General features: G+C 70.4%; 13 protein-coding genes. 2 read left to right on the top strand and 11 right to left on the bottom strand.

Going from position 1 to position 15,307, the window contains the following annotated elements; genetic code table 11:
- Positions 1-30 precede the first annotated feature (30 nt).
- The 10 genes from aroB to EVS81_RS00130 form a co-directional block, all read right to left on the bottom strand.
- Entirely contained in the window at positions 31-1,110 is a 1,080-nt protein-coding gene (gene aroB / locus EVS81_RS00175) for a 3-dehydroquinate synthase (protein ID WP_130108606.1), read from the bottom strand.
- The gene (locus EVS81_RS00170) at positions 1,111-1,833 is read right to left on the bottom strand and encodes a shikimate kinase (RefSeq protein WP_130108605.1); all 723 of its coding nucleotides are present in this window, start codon (positions 1,831-1,833) and stop codon (positions 1,111-1,113) included. It abuts the gene before it with no gap.
- Entirely contained in the window at positions 1,830-3,026 is a 1,197-nt protein-coding gene (aroC, locus tag EVS81_RS00165; protein ID WP_130108604.1) for a chorismate synthase, read from the bottom strand. The genes EVS81_RS00170 and aroC overlap by 4 nt, the downstream gene beginning before the upstream one ends.
- A gap of 54 nt (positions 3,027-3,080) precedes the next feature.
- Positions 3,081-3,998 (bottom strand): shikimate dehydrogenase family protein, encoded by a 918-nt coding sequence (locus EVS81_RS00160; RefSeq protein WP_240739892.1) that lies wholly within the window; start codon positions 3,996-3,998, stop codon positions 3,081-3,083.
- Positions 3,998-5,095, bottom strand: a complete 1,098-nt coding sequence (mltG, locus tag EVS81_RS00155) for an endolytic transglycosylase MltG (protein ID WP_130108603.1) — start codon at positions 5,093-5,095, stop codon at positions 3,998-4,000. The genes EVS81_RS00160 and mltG overlap by 1 nt, the downstream gene beginning before the upstream one ends.
- The gene (gene ruvX / locus EVS81_RS00150) at positions 5,092-5,589 is read right to left on the bottom strand and encodes a Holliday junction resolvase RuvX (RefSeq protein ID WP_130108602.1); all 498 of its coding nucleotides are present in this window, start codon (positions 5,587-5,589) and stop codon (positions 5,092-5,094) included. The genes mltG and ruvX overlap by 4 nt, the downstream gene beginning before the upstream one ends.
- A gap of 13 nt (positions 5,590-5,602) precedes the next feature.
- A complete protein-coding gene (gene alaS / locus EVS81_RS00145) occupies positions 5,603-8,257 on the bottom strand; it encodes an alanine--tRNA ligase (protein ID WP_130108601.1) in 2,655 nt (884 codons plus the stop codon).
- 51 nt (positions 8,258-8,308) lie between these two features.
- Positions 8,309-8,542 (bottom strand): hypothetical protein, encoded by a 234-nt coding sequence (locus EVS81_RS00140; RefSeq protein WP_130108600.1) that lies wholly within the window; start codon positions 8,540-8,542, stop codon positions 8,309-8,311.
- A 169-nt stretch (positions 8,543-8,711) separates the two neighbouring features.
- Positions 8,712-9,341, bottom strand: coding sequence for a 30S ribosomal protein S4 (gene rpsD, locus EVS81_RS00135; RefSeq protein WP_130108599.1), 630 nt, complete (start codon positions 9,339-9,341; stop codon positions 8,712-8,714).
- A gap of 241 nt (positions 9,342-9,582) precedes the next feature.
- Positions 9,583-10,866, bottom strand: a complete 1,284-nt coding sequence (locus EVS81_RS00130) for a replication-associated recombination protein A (RefSeq protein WP_130111195.1) — start codon at positions 10,864-10,866, stop codon at positions 9,583-9,585.
- Positions 10,867-11,032: 166 nt separating this feature from the next.
- Here EVS81_RS00130 and EVS81_RS00125 point away from each other — a divergent pair, with 166 nt between their 5' ends.
- Positions 11,033-12,268, top strand: a complete 1,236-nt coding sequence (locus tag EVS81_RS00125) for a DUF349 domain-containing protein (RefSeq protein WP_130108598.1) — start codon at positions 11,033-11,035, stop codon at positions 12,266-12,268.
- Positions 12,269-12,365: 97 nt separating this feature from the next.
- Positions 12,366-12,959 carry a hypothetical protein gene (locus EVS81_RS00120; RefSeq protein WP_130108597.1) on the top strand — a complete coding sequence of 198 codons (594 nt, stop codon included), beginning with the start codon at positions 12,366-12,368 and terminating at the stop codon, positions 12,957-12,959.
- Between the two features lie 23 nt (positions 12,960-12,982).
- Here the strand turns inward: EVS81_RS00120 and EVS81_RS00115 are convergent, their stop codons facing one another.
- Positions 12,983-15,232, bottom strand: a complete 2,250-nt coding sequence (locus EVS81_RS00115) for a RelA/SpoT family protein (RefSeq protein ID WP_130108596.1) — start codon at positions 15,230-15,232, stop codon at positions 12,983-12,985.
- Between the last annotated feature and the right edge of the window lie 75 nt (positions 15,233-15,307).

Here is a 15,307-nt window from a genome sequence, read left to right as displayed (position 1 = left end):
GCCCCGCTCCGGGCACCCGATCGCGAGCGCTCAGCCCGCGATCTCCTGATACGCGAACTGCAGCATCGAATCGTCCACGCCCGCGAGCACGCGCGGCTTGGCGATGTCGTCGAGCACGATGAAGCGCAGCATGCCGGCGCGCGCCTTCTTGTCCCGCTGCATGGCGGCGAGCAGTCCGGGCCAGCGCCCGGCCGGGTACGAGAGCGGCAGCGTGAGCGCCGAGAGCACCCTCCGGTGCCGCTCCACGGCCGCGTCGGAGAGCGAGCCGGCCATCCGGCCCAGCTCGGCGGCGTACATCATGCCGATCGAGATCGCCACGCCATGCCGCCACTGGTACCGTTCGGCATGCTCGATGGCGTGCCCGAGCGTGTGCCCGTAATTGAGGATCTCGCGCAGCCCGCCCTCGCGGAAGTCCTCGGACACGACCCGCGCCTTCACCCCGATCGCGAGCTCGATGAGCCGCTGGAACTCGGGGCTCGCGGGGTCGGTGGCGCGGTCGGTGTCAGCCTCGATGAGGTCGAGGATCTCGGGCTCGGCGATGAAGCCGCACTTGGCGACCTCCGCGAAGCCGGCGAGGATCTCGTTCTTCGGCAACGTCGCTAGCAGGTCCAGGTCGCAGAGCACCGCCGCCGGGGCGTAGAAGCATCCCACGAGGTTCTTGCCCTCGGCCGTGTTGATTCCGGTCTTGCCGCCGACCGAGGCGTCGACCATGCCGAGCACCGTGGTGGGGATCTGCACGAGCCGCACACCGCGCAGCCAGGTGGCCGCGACGAAACCGGCCAGGTCGGTGACGGCTCCCCCGCCCAGACCGATCACCGCGTCCGTGCGCGTGAAGTCGGCCTGCCCCATGATCTGCCAGCAGAATGCCGCCACCTCGACGCGCTTCGCTGCCTCGGCGTCGGGCACCTCGGCGAGCAGTACCTGCCCGTAGCGCTCCTGCAGCGCCGCGCGCAGTTCGTCGGCGAGCTTACCGACGGTGGCCGTGTGCACGATGAGCACCTTCGCCACGCGGTCGCCGAGGGCCTCGGGCAGACGCTCGAGCACCCCGCGCCCCACGGTCACCGCGTACTCGCTCTCACCGGTGACCGGAATGACGGTGGCGTCGCTCATCTACTGCTCCCTCTCGTTCTGCTTCCTCGCGTATCCCCGCGCCCACTGGGCGACGCGGCGGGCGAGCTGTTCCTTCGTCGCGCGATCCGTGCGATACGTCACGTCGGCGACCTCCTCGTAGAAGGGGCGGCGCTCCTCCAGGATGCGACCCCACGCTTCGGGATCATCGCGCAGCAACGGCCGACGGGCCAGATTCGCCGTGCGCAGCACGGCCTCCTGGGTGGTCATCAGCAGCACCACCGGGTGGTCCTGCAGCAATCGGCGCGTGCGCTCCGTGATCACGGCACCGCCGCCGAGGGCGACGATGCGGCTCCCCGGGGCGGAAAGCTCCGATTCGATGACGTCGGCCTCGAGCCGGCGGAACTCCGCTTCGCCGTGCGTCGCGAAGAACTCGGTGATGACCCCGTGCTGACGCACGAACACCGCGTCGGTGTCGACGAACGGGATTCCGAGTTCGCGGGCCACCCGCTTGCCCAGGCTCGTCTTGCCCGCGGCCATGGGCCCGACGAAGACGATGGCCCGATCGGGCAGACGGGATCCGCCGCGCCGGCGCCGCCGCCTGCGCGGCTTGGCCGCGGCGGGTGTCGGACGGCCCGCGCCGGCGGCGCCGCTCGCGGCCTCGCCCGATCCCGGCACCTGCCGGATCGGCGCCGTGGGCGGTCCGGGCTTCGGCCGCTGGGCCGGGGGCCCGGCGTCCCGGTTCGCCCGCCGGTGCGCGCTCACGATTCGATGACGGTCGCCAGCCGCTCGGGGATCGCCGCCAGGTACGACTCGAGGTTCCGCTTCGTCTCGGCCACGCTGTCGCCGCCGAACTTCTCGGTCACCGCATCGGCCAGCACGAGCGCCACCATCGCCTCGGCGACCACGCCGGATGCCGGCACCGCGGTGACATCGCTGCGCTGGTGATGCGCCTTCGACTCCTCGCCGGTCGCGATGTCGATCGTCGGCAGGGCCCGCGGCACGGTGGCGATCGGCTTCATCCCGGCCCGCACGCGCAGCACCTGGCCGGTCGTCATGCCGCCCTCGATGCCGCCGGCGCGTCCGGTGTCGCGAGCGATCCGTCCGTCGTCGATGTGCAGCTCGTCGTGCGCCGCAGAGCCGCGGCGCCGCGTGGTCTCGAAGCCGTCGCCGACCTCGACCCCCTTGATGGCCTGGATGCCCATGAGCGCTCCGGCGATGCGCGAGTCGAGCCTGCGGTCCCAGTGCACGTAGGATCCGAGACCGGCCGGCAGACCATAGGCGAGCACCTCGACGATCCCACCGAGGGTGTCGCCCGACTTCTTCGTGTCGTCGACCTCCTCGACCATGCGCGCACTGGTGTCGCCGTCGAAGCAGCGGAGCGGATCGGCGTCGAGCGCGGCCACGTCCTCGGGCCGCGGCAGCGGCGACCCCGCGGGCACGGCGACGTCTCCCATGGAGATGGTGTGGCTCACGAGCCGGATCCCCAGTTCGGCGAGGAATGCGCGCGCCACGGCACCGAGGGCCACTCGCGCCGCGGTCTCGCGCGCACTCGCCCGCTCCAGCACGGGCCGGGCCTCGTCGAAGCCGTACTTCTGCATCCCCGCGAGGTCCGCGTGCCCGGGACGCGGGCGCGTGAGCGGCGCGCCGCGGCCCCGCGACTTCTCCGAGAGCTCGGTGCGCTCCGCGCTCATCACCTCGGTCCACTTCGGCCACTCGGTGTTGCCGATGCGGATGGCGACGGGCCCGCCGATGGAGACGCCCTGCACCACGCCGCCCGAGAGGTGCAGCTCGTCCTGCTCGAACTTCATGCGCGAGCCGCGGCCGTAGCCGAGCTTGCGACGGGCGAGATCCTCCCTGATGCCGTCTAGCGAGACGGGGACACCAGCGGGCAGTCCTTCGAGGACCGCGATCAGTTCGGGGCCGTGAGATTCTCCGGCGGTAAGCCAACGCAGCATACCCTCTATCCTCCCATATGCGGCGGGCGGCTCGCGCACGTCACGCGTGCCGCGTCACAGTGCCGCGCGCATCGCCGCGAGCACCGTGCCCTCGTCCGGCAGCGGTGTCGCGGGGTCGCCGCCGCGGAAGATGCGGATCTGGATCAGGGCCTGCTCGACGAGCATGTCCGTGCCGGCGTGCGCTTCTCCCCCGGCGGCGCGCCACCGCTCCGCGAGCGGCGAGGGCCACGGATCGTAGGCCACGTCGAAGAGCGGGAGGCGCGTCAGCTCCGCGGGGAGCTCGAGGTCTCGCGCCGCCGGCCCCGGCAGCGTCGAGATGACGAGGGTGGCGCCTGCGGCGGGATCATGCGGATGGAAACCCCGCTCGAAGCTCTGCAGAGGGGTCCCTGAGACGTGCAGCCACGCCCCGGTGTCCGACTCCCGCGAGCTCCCGAAACGCGCGACCAGGTCGGCGATCGCCTCCACGTTGCGCGCCACGACCTCGACGTGCCGAGCGCCCAGTCTCCGGGCGGCGAGGATCGCGGAAACCGCTGTGGCCCCCGAGCCCAGCACGATCGTGCTGCTCGCGTCGAGCCCGGCGCCCCGGATCGCGGCGGCGAGACCCGTCACGTCGGTGTTGAACCCCGCCCAGCGCGGACCGTCGCCCACACCGCTCGCGATGCGCAGCAGCGTGTTCACGACGCCGCTCTCGGCCGCGATCGGATCGAGCACCGACGCGATCCGGTGGGCCTCCTCCTTCAGTGGCATCGTGAGTGAGAAGCCGCGCCACTCCGGCCCGCGGGAGGCCAGAAAGGGTCCGAGAGCGGGTGCGTCGAGCTCGCGGCGGCCGTACCCCCAGTCGAGACCGAGCGCCTCGTAGGCGGCGGCGTGGATCGCCGGCGACTTCGAGTGGGCGATCGGCGAGCCCAGCACGGCGAGGCGCTCGCGCAGCACCCCGTCCCGAGGATCGGGATCCTGCTCCCCGGGCGTCACTAGCACCCCTTGCCGGGATTGGCCGCGCACCACTGGTTCAGCTGCTCGACCGCGGTGTTGTGCTCCTCGAGCGTCGCCGAGAACACCGACTCGCCCGTGTCGAGGTCGACCGCGACGAAGTACAGCCAGTCCCCCTCCTCCGGGGCGATCGCCGCAGCGATGGCATCGCGGCCCGGGTTGGCGATCGGGCCCCGCGGGAGCCCCTCGTGCACGTAGGTGTTCCACGGATTGTCGTCGGCCAGCGCCTCGTCGGTCGACCAGACGCTGCCGTCGTCGTGCTGGCCCATGCCGTACTGGGCCGTCGAGTCCATCTGCAGCAGCATCCCCTGGTCGAGTCGATTCTGGATGACCCGCGATACCCGGCCGAAGTCCTCGATCCGGCCGCCCTCCCGCTGCACCATCGCCGCGATGTTCAGCACGCGCTCGCGGTCGTCGACGGCAACCCCGAACTCGTCGAGCACCGCCTTCTGCTCCTGCACGAGGCGCGCGATGGCCTCCGTGCCCGTCGTCTCCTCCTCGAACTCGTAGGTCGCCGGGAAGAGCCAGCCCTCCAGGCTGTCGACGCCGGCCGGGAGGTCGAAGGCCGAGACGTCCTCGGCCGCGGCCTGCAGCTCCTCGAGCGGGATGTCGGCGCCGGCCGACACGAGCTCGAGGGTCTGGTCGACCGTCTTGCCCTCGGGGATCATCGCCGTGAAGGCCATGCGGTTCTCGGGATCCTGCAGCGCGTCGAGCGCGGCCTGGGCGCTCATCTGCAGCTTCACCCGGTACGAGCCGGGGTGGAACTCGACGGCGGGTTCCTGCGCGAGCAGGAGCTCGTAGAAGGCCTCCGAGGTCTTGACCACATCGGCCTCGGCGAGGGTCGCAGCGATATCCTCGCCGATCTCGCCCTCCGTGATGACCACGACGGTCTCACCGTGGCCCTCGCCCTCGTAGTCGTTGCTGGTCCAGCCGAAGAGCTGTGAGATCTGCCCGCCGTACTGCGCCCACAGGTAGCCGCCCGCCGCGACGAGCCCGCCGAGCAGCAGCGCGACCACGAGGAGGGAGATGAGGATCCGCCTCCCGACGTGCCGGGGCTCGCTGCGAGTGCGTGCGTTCATGACTGGGTCTCCTCCCCGGACCGTTCGCGCGGAACGACCGCCTGGCCAGGCGCGTCGTCCCGGGCGCGCTCGACGTCGAGAGCGTGCTGCAGGATCACCACCGCCGCGGCCTGATCGATGATGGATCGGCTCTGCTTGGTCTTCTTGCCCGCCTGCCGCAGCTGTCCCTGCGCCGACACCGTCGACAGGCGCTCGTCGACGAGTCGCACGGTCACGCCCGGTGCGTCGAGGCGGTCGGCGAGGCGCTGCGCGAAGCGCTCGGCATCCTCCGTGGACGGAGTCCGCTCTCCGCGCAGGTTCAGCGGAAGCCCGACCACGGCCTCGACGGCCTCGAGCTCGCTCGCGATCGCCGCGATGCGCGCCAGGTCGGCGTCACCCGCGAGGTCTCGGGGCACGGTCTCGACCGGCGTGGCGAGCATGCCGTGCAGGTCGCTCCGCGCCACGCCGACGCGCGCCTTGCCCACGTCGATCCCGAGTCGCACGCCGGTGCGCACTAGACCCGGCCCCTCACGCCGCCAGGCTCCGACGGATCTCGGCCAGCGCCTCGTCGATCTTCGCGGGGTCGGTGCCGCCGCCCTGAGCGAGGTCGGGCTTGCCGCCGCCGCCGCCTCCGAGCACCTGAGCGCCGAGCTTCGCGAGATCCCCGGCGCGCACGCCGCGATCGCGTGCCGCCGCAGTGGTCGCCGCGATCACCACGGGCTTGCCGCCCGCATCGCCCGCGAGCACCACGACGCCGGCTTCCGCGCCGAGACGATCGCGCAGCTGCAGGGCCAACCCGCGCACGTCGTCGGCCGAGCCGACGCCGCCGAGCGACCCGAGCACCGCGCGCACCTCGCCGAGCTCCTCGGCGCCCGCGAGCAGCTCCGGCACTCGCTGCGCGAGCTTCTCCGCCTCGAGCGCCGCGATCCGCTTCTCTGCCGTGCGCAGCTGCGCGCCGAGATCCTGCACCTTGGTCACGAGCTCGGCGCGGGGCACCTTCAGTCCGCTCGTGAGCTGCTGCACGATGGCGCGCTCCGCCGCGAAATTGCGGAAGGCCTCGATGCCGACGAGCGACTCGAGACGCCGGTTCGTCGAGCCCACGGAGCTCTCGGAGACGAGGCTGATCATGCCGATCTCGGCCGAGCTCTCCACGTGGGTGCCGGCGCACAGCTCCCGCGACCAGGGGCCGCCGATATCCACCACCCGCACACGATCGCCGTACTTCTCGCCGAAGAGCGCCATCGCGCCGAGGGCCTTTGCCTCGTCGAGCGGCATCTCGCGGGTCACCACGTCGTAGTCGGAGCGGATCGCGAGGTTCGAGATCTCCTCGATCTCGCTGCGGGTTGCGGCGGAGAGCGCCTCGCCGTGCGTGAAGTCGAGGCGCAGATAGCCGGCCTTGTTGTACGAGCCCGCCTGGTGCGCGTTCGCGCCCAGCACCTCGCGCAGCGCGGCGTGCACCACGTGCGTGCCCGAGTGCGCCTGCGTGGCGCCGCGACGGTAGTCGGGGTCGACGCGGGTCTCGGCTCGCGCGTCGAGGCCCACGGTGCCCACGACGACCTTCGCGGTGTGCACGATGAGGCCGGGCACGGGCTTCTGCACGTCGAGCACCTCGGCTTCGAAACCGTCGCCCACGATCACGCCCTGATCGGAGTCCTGGCCGCCGGACTCCGCCCAGAGGCTCGTCTCGGCCAGCACGATCTCGGCGACCTCGCCCTCGCGGGCCTCGCGCACGGGAGCGCCGTCGACCACGATGCCCAGCACGCGGCTCTCGTGGTTCAGCTCGTCGTACCCGGTGAAGAGCGTCTCGCCCAGACCGCGCAGCTCCGTGTAGACCGACAGGTCGGCCCGCTGCCCCTTCTTGGCCTTCGCGTCGGCCTTGGCCCGGTCCCGCTGCTCCTGCATGAGCGTCGCGAACACCGAGCGGTCGACCGACACCCCGGCCTCCTCCGCGATCTCGAGCGTCAGCTCGATCGGGAACCCGTGGGTGTCGTGCAGCAGGAACGCGGTGTCGCCCGCAACCTCTCCACCGGCGCCCCGGGCTCCGCTCACCGCGGCGTCGAGAATCTGGATGCCCGAGGCGAGCGTGCGCAGGAAGGTCTTCTCCTCGGCGTACGCGGCGCGCGAGATGAACTCGAACTCGCGCGCCACCTCCGGGTAGGCCGCCTGCATCGCGTCGCGCGACACCGGGAACAGCTCGGGAAACGTCGGGCCGTCGACGCCGAGCAGCCGCATGGACAGGATCACGCGACGCAGCAGACGGCGCAGGATGTAGCCGCGACCCTCGTTCGACGGCGTCACGCCGTCGGCGATGAGCATGAGTCCGCTGCGCACGTGGTCGGCGATCACGCGCAGACGCACGTCGTCCTCGTGGTTCGCGCCGTAGGTCTTGCCCGCGAGCTCCGCCGCACGATCGAGCACCGGACGCACCTGATCGATCTCGTACATGTTCTGCACGCCCTGCTTGATGAACGCGACGCGCTCGAGCCCCATGCCCGTGTCGATGTTCTTGTTCGGCAGCTCGCCCACGATCGTGAAGTCGGTCTTCGACGCGACATCGGTGATCTGGTACTGCATGAACACGAGGTTCCAGATCTCGACGTAGCGGTCGTCGTCGGTGGCGGGGCCGCCGTCGACACCGGCGTCCGGACCGAGGTCGTAGAAGATCTCGGAGCAGGGCCCCGCGGGACCGGGCTGTCCCGTGGACCAGTAGTTCGTGTCCTTGCCGAGACGCTGGATGCGCTCGTCGGGCAGCGTCGAGTGCCGCTTCCAGAGCGCGAGAGCCTCGTCATCGTCCTCGTAGACCGTGACCCACAGATCCTTCGGATCGAAACCGAGCCCGCCGTCGTCCTCGCTCGTGGTGAGCAGCTCCCAGGCGAAGCGGATCGCCTCCTCCTTGAAGTAGTCGCCGAAGGAGAAGTTGCCGCACATCTGGAAGAACGTGCCGTGGCGCGGGGTCTTGCCCACCTCTTCGATGTCGTTGGTGCGGATGCACTTCTGCACGCTCGTCGCGCGCGGATAGGGCGCGGGCACCAGTCCCGACAGGTAGGGCACGAAGGGCACCATGCCGGCCACCGTGAACATCAGGCTGGGGTCGTCGCTCACGAGCGACGCCGAGGGCACGACGGTGTGCCCCCGCTTCTCGAAGAAGTCGAGCCAGCGGCGGTGGATCTCTGCGGTCTGCATCCGAGCGATGTCCTTCTGAAGTGTGGGGTGAATGTGAGTCGGGATCGCCGCTCAGTCGGCCGCGTTCCTGTCGCGCAGCCTGCGCAGCGCCTCCTCCACGTCGTCGATCAGGTCCTCGGCCTCGCCCTCGGCCTCGCGATACCCGGCCGAGAAGGCGCGGTTGAATTCCTCGACTCCGCGATTCAGACGGGCGAAGAAGCGCCGCCCCTCGGGGGTCTGGTTGACGAGGTGGGCGGCGATGAAGCCCACCACCACGCCGCTCGAGAGCCACAGCAGTCTGCGCATGTCCGGTTCCTCCTCCGCCGTACGAGCGCGACGGATCCGCCGCGCGAGTGACGCACCCCTCAAGCTTAGCGGTAGCCCCATCCGCAGCACGGGAGGAACGGCCGGGGAACGCAGAGGGCGCCGGATCCCGATCGCTCGGATTCCGGCGCCCCCAGGGGTGCTCGCGTGCTTAGCGGCCCGAGTAGTACTCGACGACGAGCTGCACTTCGCAGGTCACCGGGACCTCAGCGCGCTTCGGGCGGCGCACGAGACGCGCCTGGAGCTTGTCGAGCTCGACCTCGAGGTAGCCCGGAACGTTGGGCAGCACCTCGGCGTGACCACCGGCAGCGGCGACCTGGAAGGGCTCGAGGCCCTCCGAGCGCTCCTTGACGTGGATGAGCTGGCCCGGCTTCACGCGGAACGACGGGCGATCGACGATCTTGCCGTCGACGAGGATGTGGCGGTGCACGACGAGCTGGCGCGCCTGCGCCGTGGTGCGGGCGAAGCCGGCGCGCAGCACGAGCGAGTCGAGACGCATCTCGAGCAGCTCGACGAGGTTCTCACCGGTCAGGCCGTCCTGGCGGCGCGCCTCCTTGAAGGCGATGACGAGCTGCTTCTCGCGGATGCCGTACTGGGCCCGCAGACGCTGCTTCTCGCGCAGGCGCACGGCGTAGTCGCTGTCGCTCTTGCGCTTGGTGCGGCCGTGCTGGCCGGGGCCGTAGGGGCGCTTCTCGAGGTAGCGGGCCGCCTTCGGCGTGAGGGCGATCCCGAGTGCGCGGGATCGGCGGGTCTGGGAGCGGGTACGCGACGTAGTCGACACGTGGGTCCTTTCGGGTTTCTGTGTGCGGATCGCGATGCTTCGCGAACCGCGTGTTCTCTCGGCCACGCTGCGCCCGCATGAACGAGTCATGCACGCGACGCAGCACACCGTCTTCGGTGAGGGAACGACCATCGCAGAAACCCGGCTACAGGGCGCCTGCCATGCGCTTCCCGCGTGCAGCCGGCAGCGGGAGCGATGTTGGCCAGCGATCAGTCTACCAGATCACCACCGCCTGCGGGCCTCAGCCGCCGCGTGTGATGCGGCGGATCTTCTCGAGACGGTCGGAGACCTCCCGCTCGTTGCCGTGCTGCGTGGGCTCGTAGTACACCCGGTCGCGCAGCTCATCGGGCAGATACTGCTGCGGGGAGACGCCCCTCGGGTCGCTGTGCGGGTAGCGGTACCCCTTGCCGTGCCCCATGCGCTTCGCTCCGGGATAGTGCGCGTCGCGCAGGTGCTTCGGCACCAGCCCGAAGTTGCCGCGCTTCACATCGGCGATCGCCGCGTCGATCGCGCTGATGACCGCGTTCGACTTCGGCGCGGTGGCGATGTAGATCGTCGCCTCGGCGAGCGGGATCCGCGCCTCCGGGAGACCGATGAGCTGGGTCGCCTCCGCGGCGGCGACCGCGACCTGCAGCGCGTGCGGATCCGCCATCCCCACGTCCTCCGCCGCGTGGACCATGAGCCGGCGCGCGATGAATCGCGGATCCTCCCCCGCCTCGATCATGCGCGCCAGGTAGTGGATCGCGGCGTCGGGATCCGATCCGCGCATCGACTTGATGAATGCGCTGATCACGTCGTAGTGCTGGTCCCCGTTGCGGTCGTACCGCAGCAGCGCGCGATCCACCGAGGCCGACACGATCTCGGGGGTGACGACCGGCGGCTCGCCCCCGGCCTCGTCCATCGCGAGGGCGGATGCCGCGGCGGCTTCGAGACCCGTGAGCGCACGGCGGGCGTCGCCCGACGCGAGCTGCACCAGCGCGTCGAGCGCCTCGTCGTCGACGGACACCTGGGCGCCGAGCCCGCGCGGATCGGAGACGGCGCGCTCGAGCAGTGCGCGCAGATCCGCGTCCTCCAACGGTTCCAGCGTCAGCAGCAGCGACCGGGACAGGAGCGGACTGATCACGGAGAACGAGGGATTCTCGGTCGTCGCGGCGACGAGCGTCACCCAGCCGTTCTCCACACCGGGCAGCAGCGCATCCTGCTGCGCCTTGGTGAAGCGGTGGATCTCGTCGAGGAAGAGCACCGTCGCGATGTCGTAGAGATCGCGGTCGTTGAGCGCCCGCTCCATCACCGTGCGCACGTCCTTGATGCCCGCCGTGATCGCCGACAGCTCCACGAACCGGCGGCCGCTCGAGTGCGCGATGGCCTGCGCGAGCGTGGTCTTGCCCGTGCCGGGCGGCCCCCAGAGGATCACCGACACCGCGCCTCCCCCGTGGTCGGCGCCCGAGGCGAGCGTGCGCAGCGGGGAGCCGGGACGCAGCAGATGCTGCTGCCCCACCACCTCGTCGAGGGTGCGCGGCCGCATGCGCACCGCCAGGGGCGCGGTCTGCGACGGTACGGGTCTCGAGTCCACACGCCCATGCTACCGAGGGCCTCCGACCTCACGGCGCGAGCGGGCGCTGTGGCATAGTGGAGGGGTCTATCCCGTACCGGTCGGCGCGCCGACCCACACACGACAGGTGAGCAGAACCGTGAGTGAAGCGAGCAACGAAACGACCTGGGGGCGCGTCGACGACGACCGCACCGTCTACGTGCGCGAGGGCGAGGGCGAACGCGTCGTGGGCTCGTTCCCCGACGGCACTCCCGAGGAAGCGCTGGCCTACTTCACGCGCAAGTACGCCGACCTCGAGGGACAGGTCGCGCTGCTCGAGGCGCGCATCGCCCGCGGCACCGCCGACGCCTCCGCCGCCGACACGGTGGCGAAGCTGCGCGCACAACTGGTCGAGCCCGCGGCCGTCGGCGACATCGCCGCCCTGCGCGAGCGCGTCGACAAGCTCGCCGGCAGGACCGCCGAGCTGAGCGAGAAGCAGCAGGCGGAGCGCGAGGCGGCGCGCACGGAGGCCCTCGAGAAGCGCGAGGCGATCGTGACGGAGGCCGAGCGGCTCGCGGCGCAGCCGGAGACGTCGATCCGCTGGAAGGACACCAGCCAGGCTTTCGAGCAGCTCTTCGCCGATTGGCAGGCCGCGCAGCGCGGCGGCCCGCAGATCCCGAAGGCGCAGGCCGACGCGCTCTGGAAACGCTTCCGCTCGGCACGCCAGACCTTCGACTCGGCGCGCCGCGCCCACTTCGCGCAGATGGACGCGAACAACAAGGAGGTGCGGCAGCGCAAGGAGCGGATCATCTCCGCCGCCGAGGCGCTCGCCCCGAAGGGCATCGATGGCATTCCCGCCTACCGCGGCCTGCTCGACGAGTGGAAGGCGGCCGGCCGCGCAAGCCGCAAGCTCGACGACCAGCTCTGGGCGCGGTTCAAGGCCGCCGGCGACGTGCTCTACGAGGCCAAGGCGGCCGAGGTCGCGCAGACCAATGAGGAGTACGCCGCCAATCTCACGGCCAAGCAGCAGCTGCTCGACCAGGCCGAGCCGATCCTGCAGCAGCAGGATCACGCGGCAGCCCGCATGCGCCTCACCGAGGTGCAGCTGCGTTGGGACGAGATCGGGCGCGTCCCGCGCGAGGCGCTGCGCGACGTCGAGGGCCGTCTGCGCAAGATCGAGGACCATGTGAAGCGCCTCGAGGACGAGCACTGGCGCAAGACGAACCCCGAGACGAAGGCGCGCAGCGAGGGCTTGCGCGGGCAGCTCGAGGCGTCGATCGCCGAGCTCGAGGCGCAGATCGAGACGGCCCGCAACGCGGGCGATACGCGCGCCCAGGCAGACGCGGAGGAGAAGCTCGCGGCGCAGCAGTCCTGGCTCGCCGCGATCGGCGACTGATCCCGAGTCGCCTCGGCGCTTCGCTCCCAGGGCGGGGTTCTCCACAGGCCGCCCGACCGCGGTGGCGCATCGAGCGGCGACGGGCGACGATGGAGCTATGCCCCAGCATTCTCCTCGCGCCCTGAGCCCGCCTGCCCGTCCGCACGTGCATACGCCGTCGGCGCTTCCTCCGGTTCCCCGATTCGACCGCTGGCCGCAAGCCGTGCGCTCGGCAGAACTGCTGCGTGGCAGCCTCGTGCGCTGCGGCCCCGGCGTGCGCGCAGCCGGGTGGCCCGAGACGCCTCGGGTGCGGGCGGCAGCGCTGGCCCCCTGGCTCACTCCAGACCGCATCGCCATCCGCATGAGCGCCGCCTGGATCTGGGGCGCCGCACGGCGTCCCGACCCGATGCTCGAACTCTCGACCACGGGTCGGCGGCGTCCTGCGCAGCGCGCGCGCCGCGATCATCAGCTCCACCAGTTCGCCTACCCCGAAGGGGCACTGCGCTCCCTGGACGGCTTCGCCGTCACCGATCCCGAGCAGACGATCTACGATCTGCTGCGGGTGCCGCACGTGTTCGGGCATCGTCACAGGCTCGCCTGCAGGCTGCTGCTGCGACTCGTCGCAGACGGCCGCTCCGGCGTCGAGCGCCGGCTCGAACTGCAGCATCCCCACTACCGGGCGGTGGCGCGCGCCCGGCTGAGGCAGCTCTGACTCGGCTGGTCTCGCGGCTCGGGTCAGCTCTGAATGCGGTAGACGTCGTAGACGCCGTCGATGCGGCGCACGGCATTGAGCACGTGCTCGAGATGCGTGGCATTCGCCATCTCGAACACGAATCGGCTGATCGCCAAACGCGAACTGGAGGTGTTCACCGACGCAGAGAGGATGTTCACGTGATGCTCGGAGAGGGTGCGGGTGACATCGGAGAGCAGGCCGGAGCGGTCGAGCGCCTCCACCTGGATCTGCACGAGGAACACGCTCTTGGCGCTCGGCGCCCACTCGACCTCGACGACACGATCCTGCTGCGTGCGCAACTGCATGAAATTGTGGCAGTCGACACGGTGCACCGAGACGCCCTGCCCCTTCGTCACGAAACCGAGGATCTCGTCGCCCGGCACAGGGGTGCAGCACTTCGCGAGCTTTGCGAGCACGTCCGAGGCGCCCGTCACCACCACACCGCTCTCTCCGCCCGCCTTCCGGGCACGCGGCGCCTCGATGATCGGCAGGGTCGAGAGCGCCGGCTCCGTCGAGGTCTGCTCGTCGAAGACGAGCGCGGTGACTTTCTCGATCACCGACTGCGCCGAGACATGCCCTTCACCCACGGCTGCGTACAGCGCGGTCACATCCGCGTATCGCAGTTGCAGGGCGACCTGCTGCAGTGCCGCCGAGTTCATCGCCTGGTGCAGTGGCAGCCCCTGCTTGCGCAGCGCCTTGGTGATCTCGACCTTGCCGGTCTCCGCTGCCTCCTCGCGGCGCTCCTTCGTGAACCACTGGCGGATCTTGTTCTGCGCGCGCTTGCTCTTGACGAACGTCAGCCAGTTCTGATTGGGCCCCGCGTTCGGATCCTTCGAGGTGAACACCTCGACGACGTCGCCGTTCTGCAGCGAGGTCTCGAGCGGCACGAGACGTCCGTTCACGCGGGCGCCCATGGTGCGGTGCCCCACCTCGGTGTGCACCGCATACGCGAAGTCGACGGTGGTACCGCCCGCGGGGAGTCCGATGACCCGACCCTTGGGCGTGAAGACGTAGACCTCCTTCGCGCCGATCTCGAAGCGGAGCGCGTCGAGGAACTCGCTCGGATCCTCCGTCTCGGCCTGCCAGTCGGAGATGTGCGCGAGCCACGCCATGTCGTTGGAGCTCGGCCCGTCCTGCTGACCGGGTTGCCGCTGCTTGTACTTCCAGTGCGCGGCGACGCCGTACTCGGCGCGCTGGTGCATCTCGACCGTGCGGATCTGAATCTCGACCGCGCGACCATCGGGCCCGATGACGGTGGTGTGCAGCGACTGGTAGAGGTTGAACTTGGGCGTGGCGATGTAGTCCTTGAATCGACCCGGGATCGGGGTCCACCGCGCATGCACCGCACCGAGCACCGCGTAGCAGTCGCGGATCGAATTCACGAGCACTCGGATGCCCACGAGGTCGTAGATGTCGTCGAAATCCCGCCCGCGCACGATCATCTTCTGATAGATCGAGTAGAGTTCCTTGGGACGCCCGGTGACCTCGCCGCGGATCTTCGCCTCGCGCAGGTCGGACTCGATCGAACTGATCACCACTCCCACCAGTTCGTCGCGCTGGGGATTGCGCTGCGACACGAGATTCTGGATCTCGGCGTAGAGCTTGGGCTTCAGGACGGCGAAGGAGAGATCCTCGAGCTCGGTCTTCATCGACTGGATCCCCAGACGGTGCGCGAGGGGCGCGTAGATCTCCAGGGTCTCCTGGGCCTTGCGCTTCGCCGAGTCGCTCGAGACGAACCCCCAGGTGCGCGCGTTGTGCAGACGGTCGGCGAGCTTGATCACGAGCACGCGGATGTCCTTCGACATCGCGACCACCATCTTGCGCACGGTCTCGGCCTGCGCCGAGTCGCCATACTTCACCTTGTCGAGCTTCGTGACCCCGTCGACGAGCATGGCGATCTCGTCGCCGAAATCGTCGGTGAGCTGGTCGAGCCCGTAGTCCGTGTCCTCGACCGTGTCGTGCAGCAGCGCGGCCGCGATTGCCACGGGTGCAACCCCCAACTCTGCGAGGATCTGGGCCACGGCAATGGGATGCGTGATGTACGGCTCGCCGCTGCGCCGCTTCTGACCGCGATGCGCGCGCTCGGCGACCGTGTACGCCCGCTCGATGATCGAGAGATCGGCGCGGGGGTAGTTGCCGCGCACCGTGCGCACGAGCTGATCGACCGCCCCGGGCGAACTGCCGCGGGAGAAGATGCGCGGCACCAGGCGTCGCAGCGCTGTACCGCCGTGCGTGACGTCGCTAGCTACCACCTGCGTCCTCCCTCGAATGTTTGAACAGTACACGCGGCGAGCGGTGCAAAGCAAAGCGGCCGGGAGCCCGGCACG

This window comes from Leucobacter triazinivorans (genome assembly GCF_004208635.1).
GTDB classification, from domain to species: domain Bacteria; phylum Actinomycetota; class Actinomycetes; order Actinomycetales; family Microbacteriaceae; genus Leucobacter; species Leucobacter triazinivorans.
Note: the sequence above shows the minus strand (reverse complement) of the source record. Positions and strands in the feature narration are given on the sequence as shown.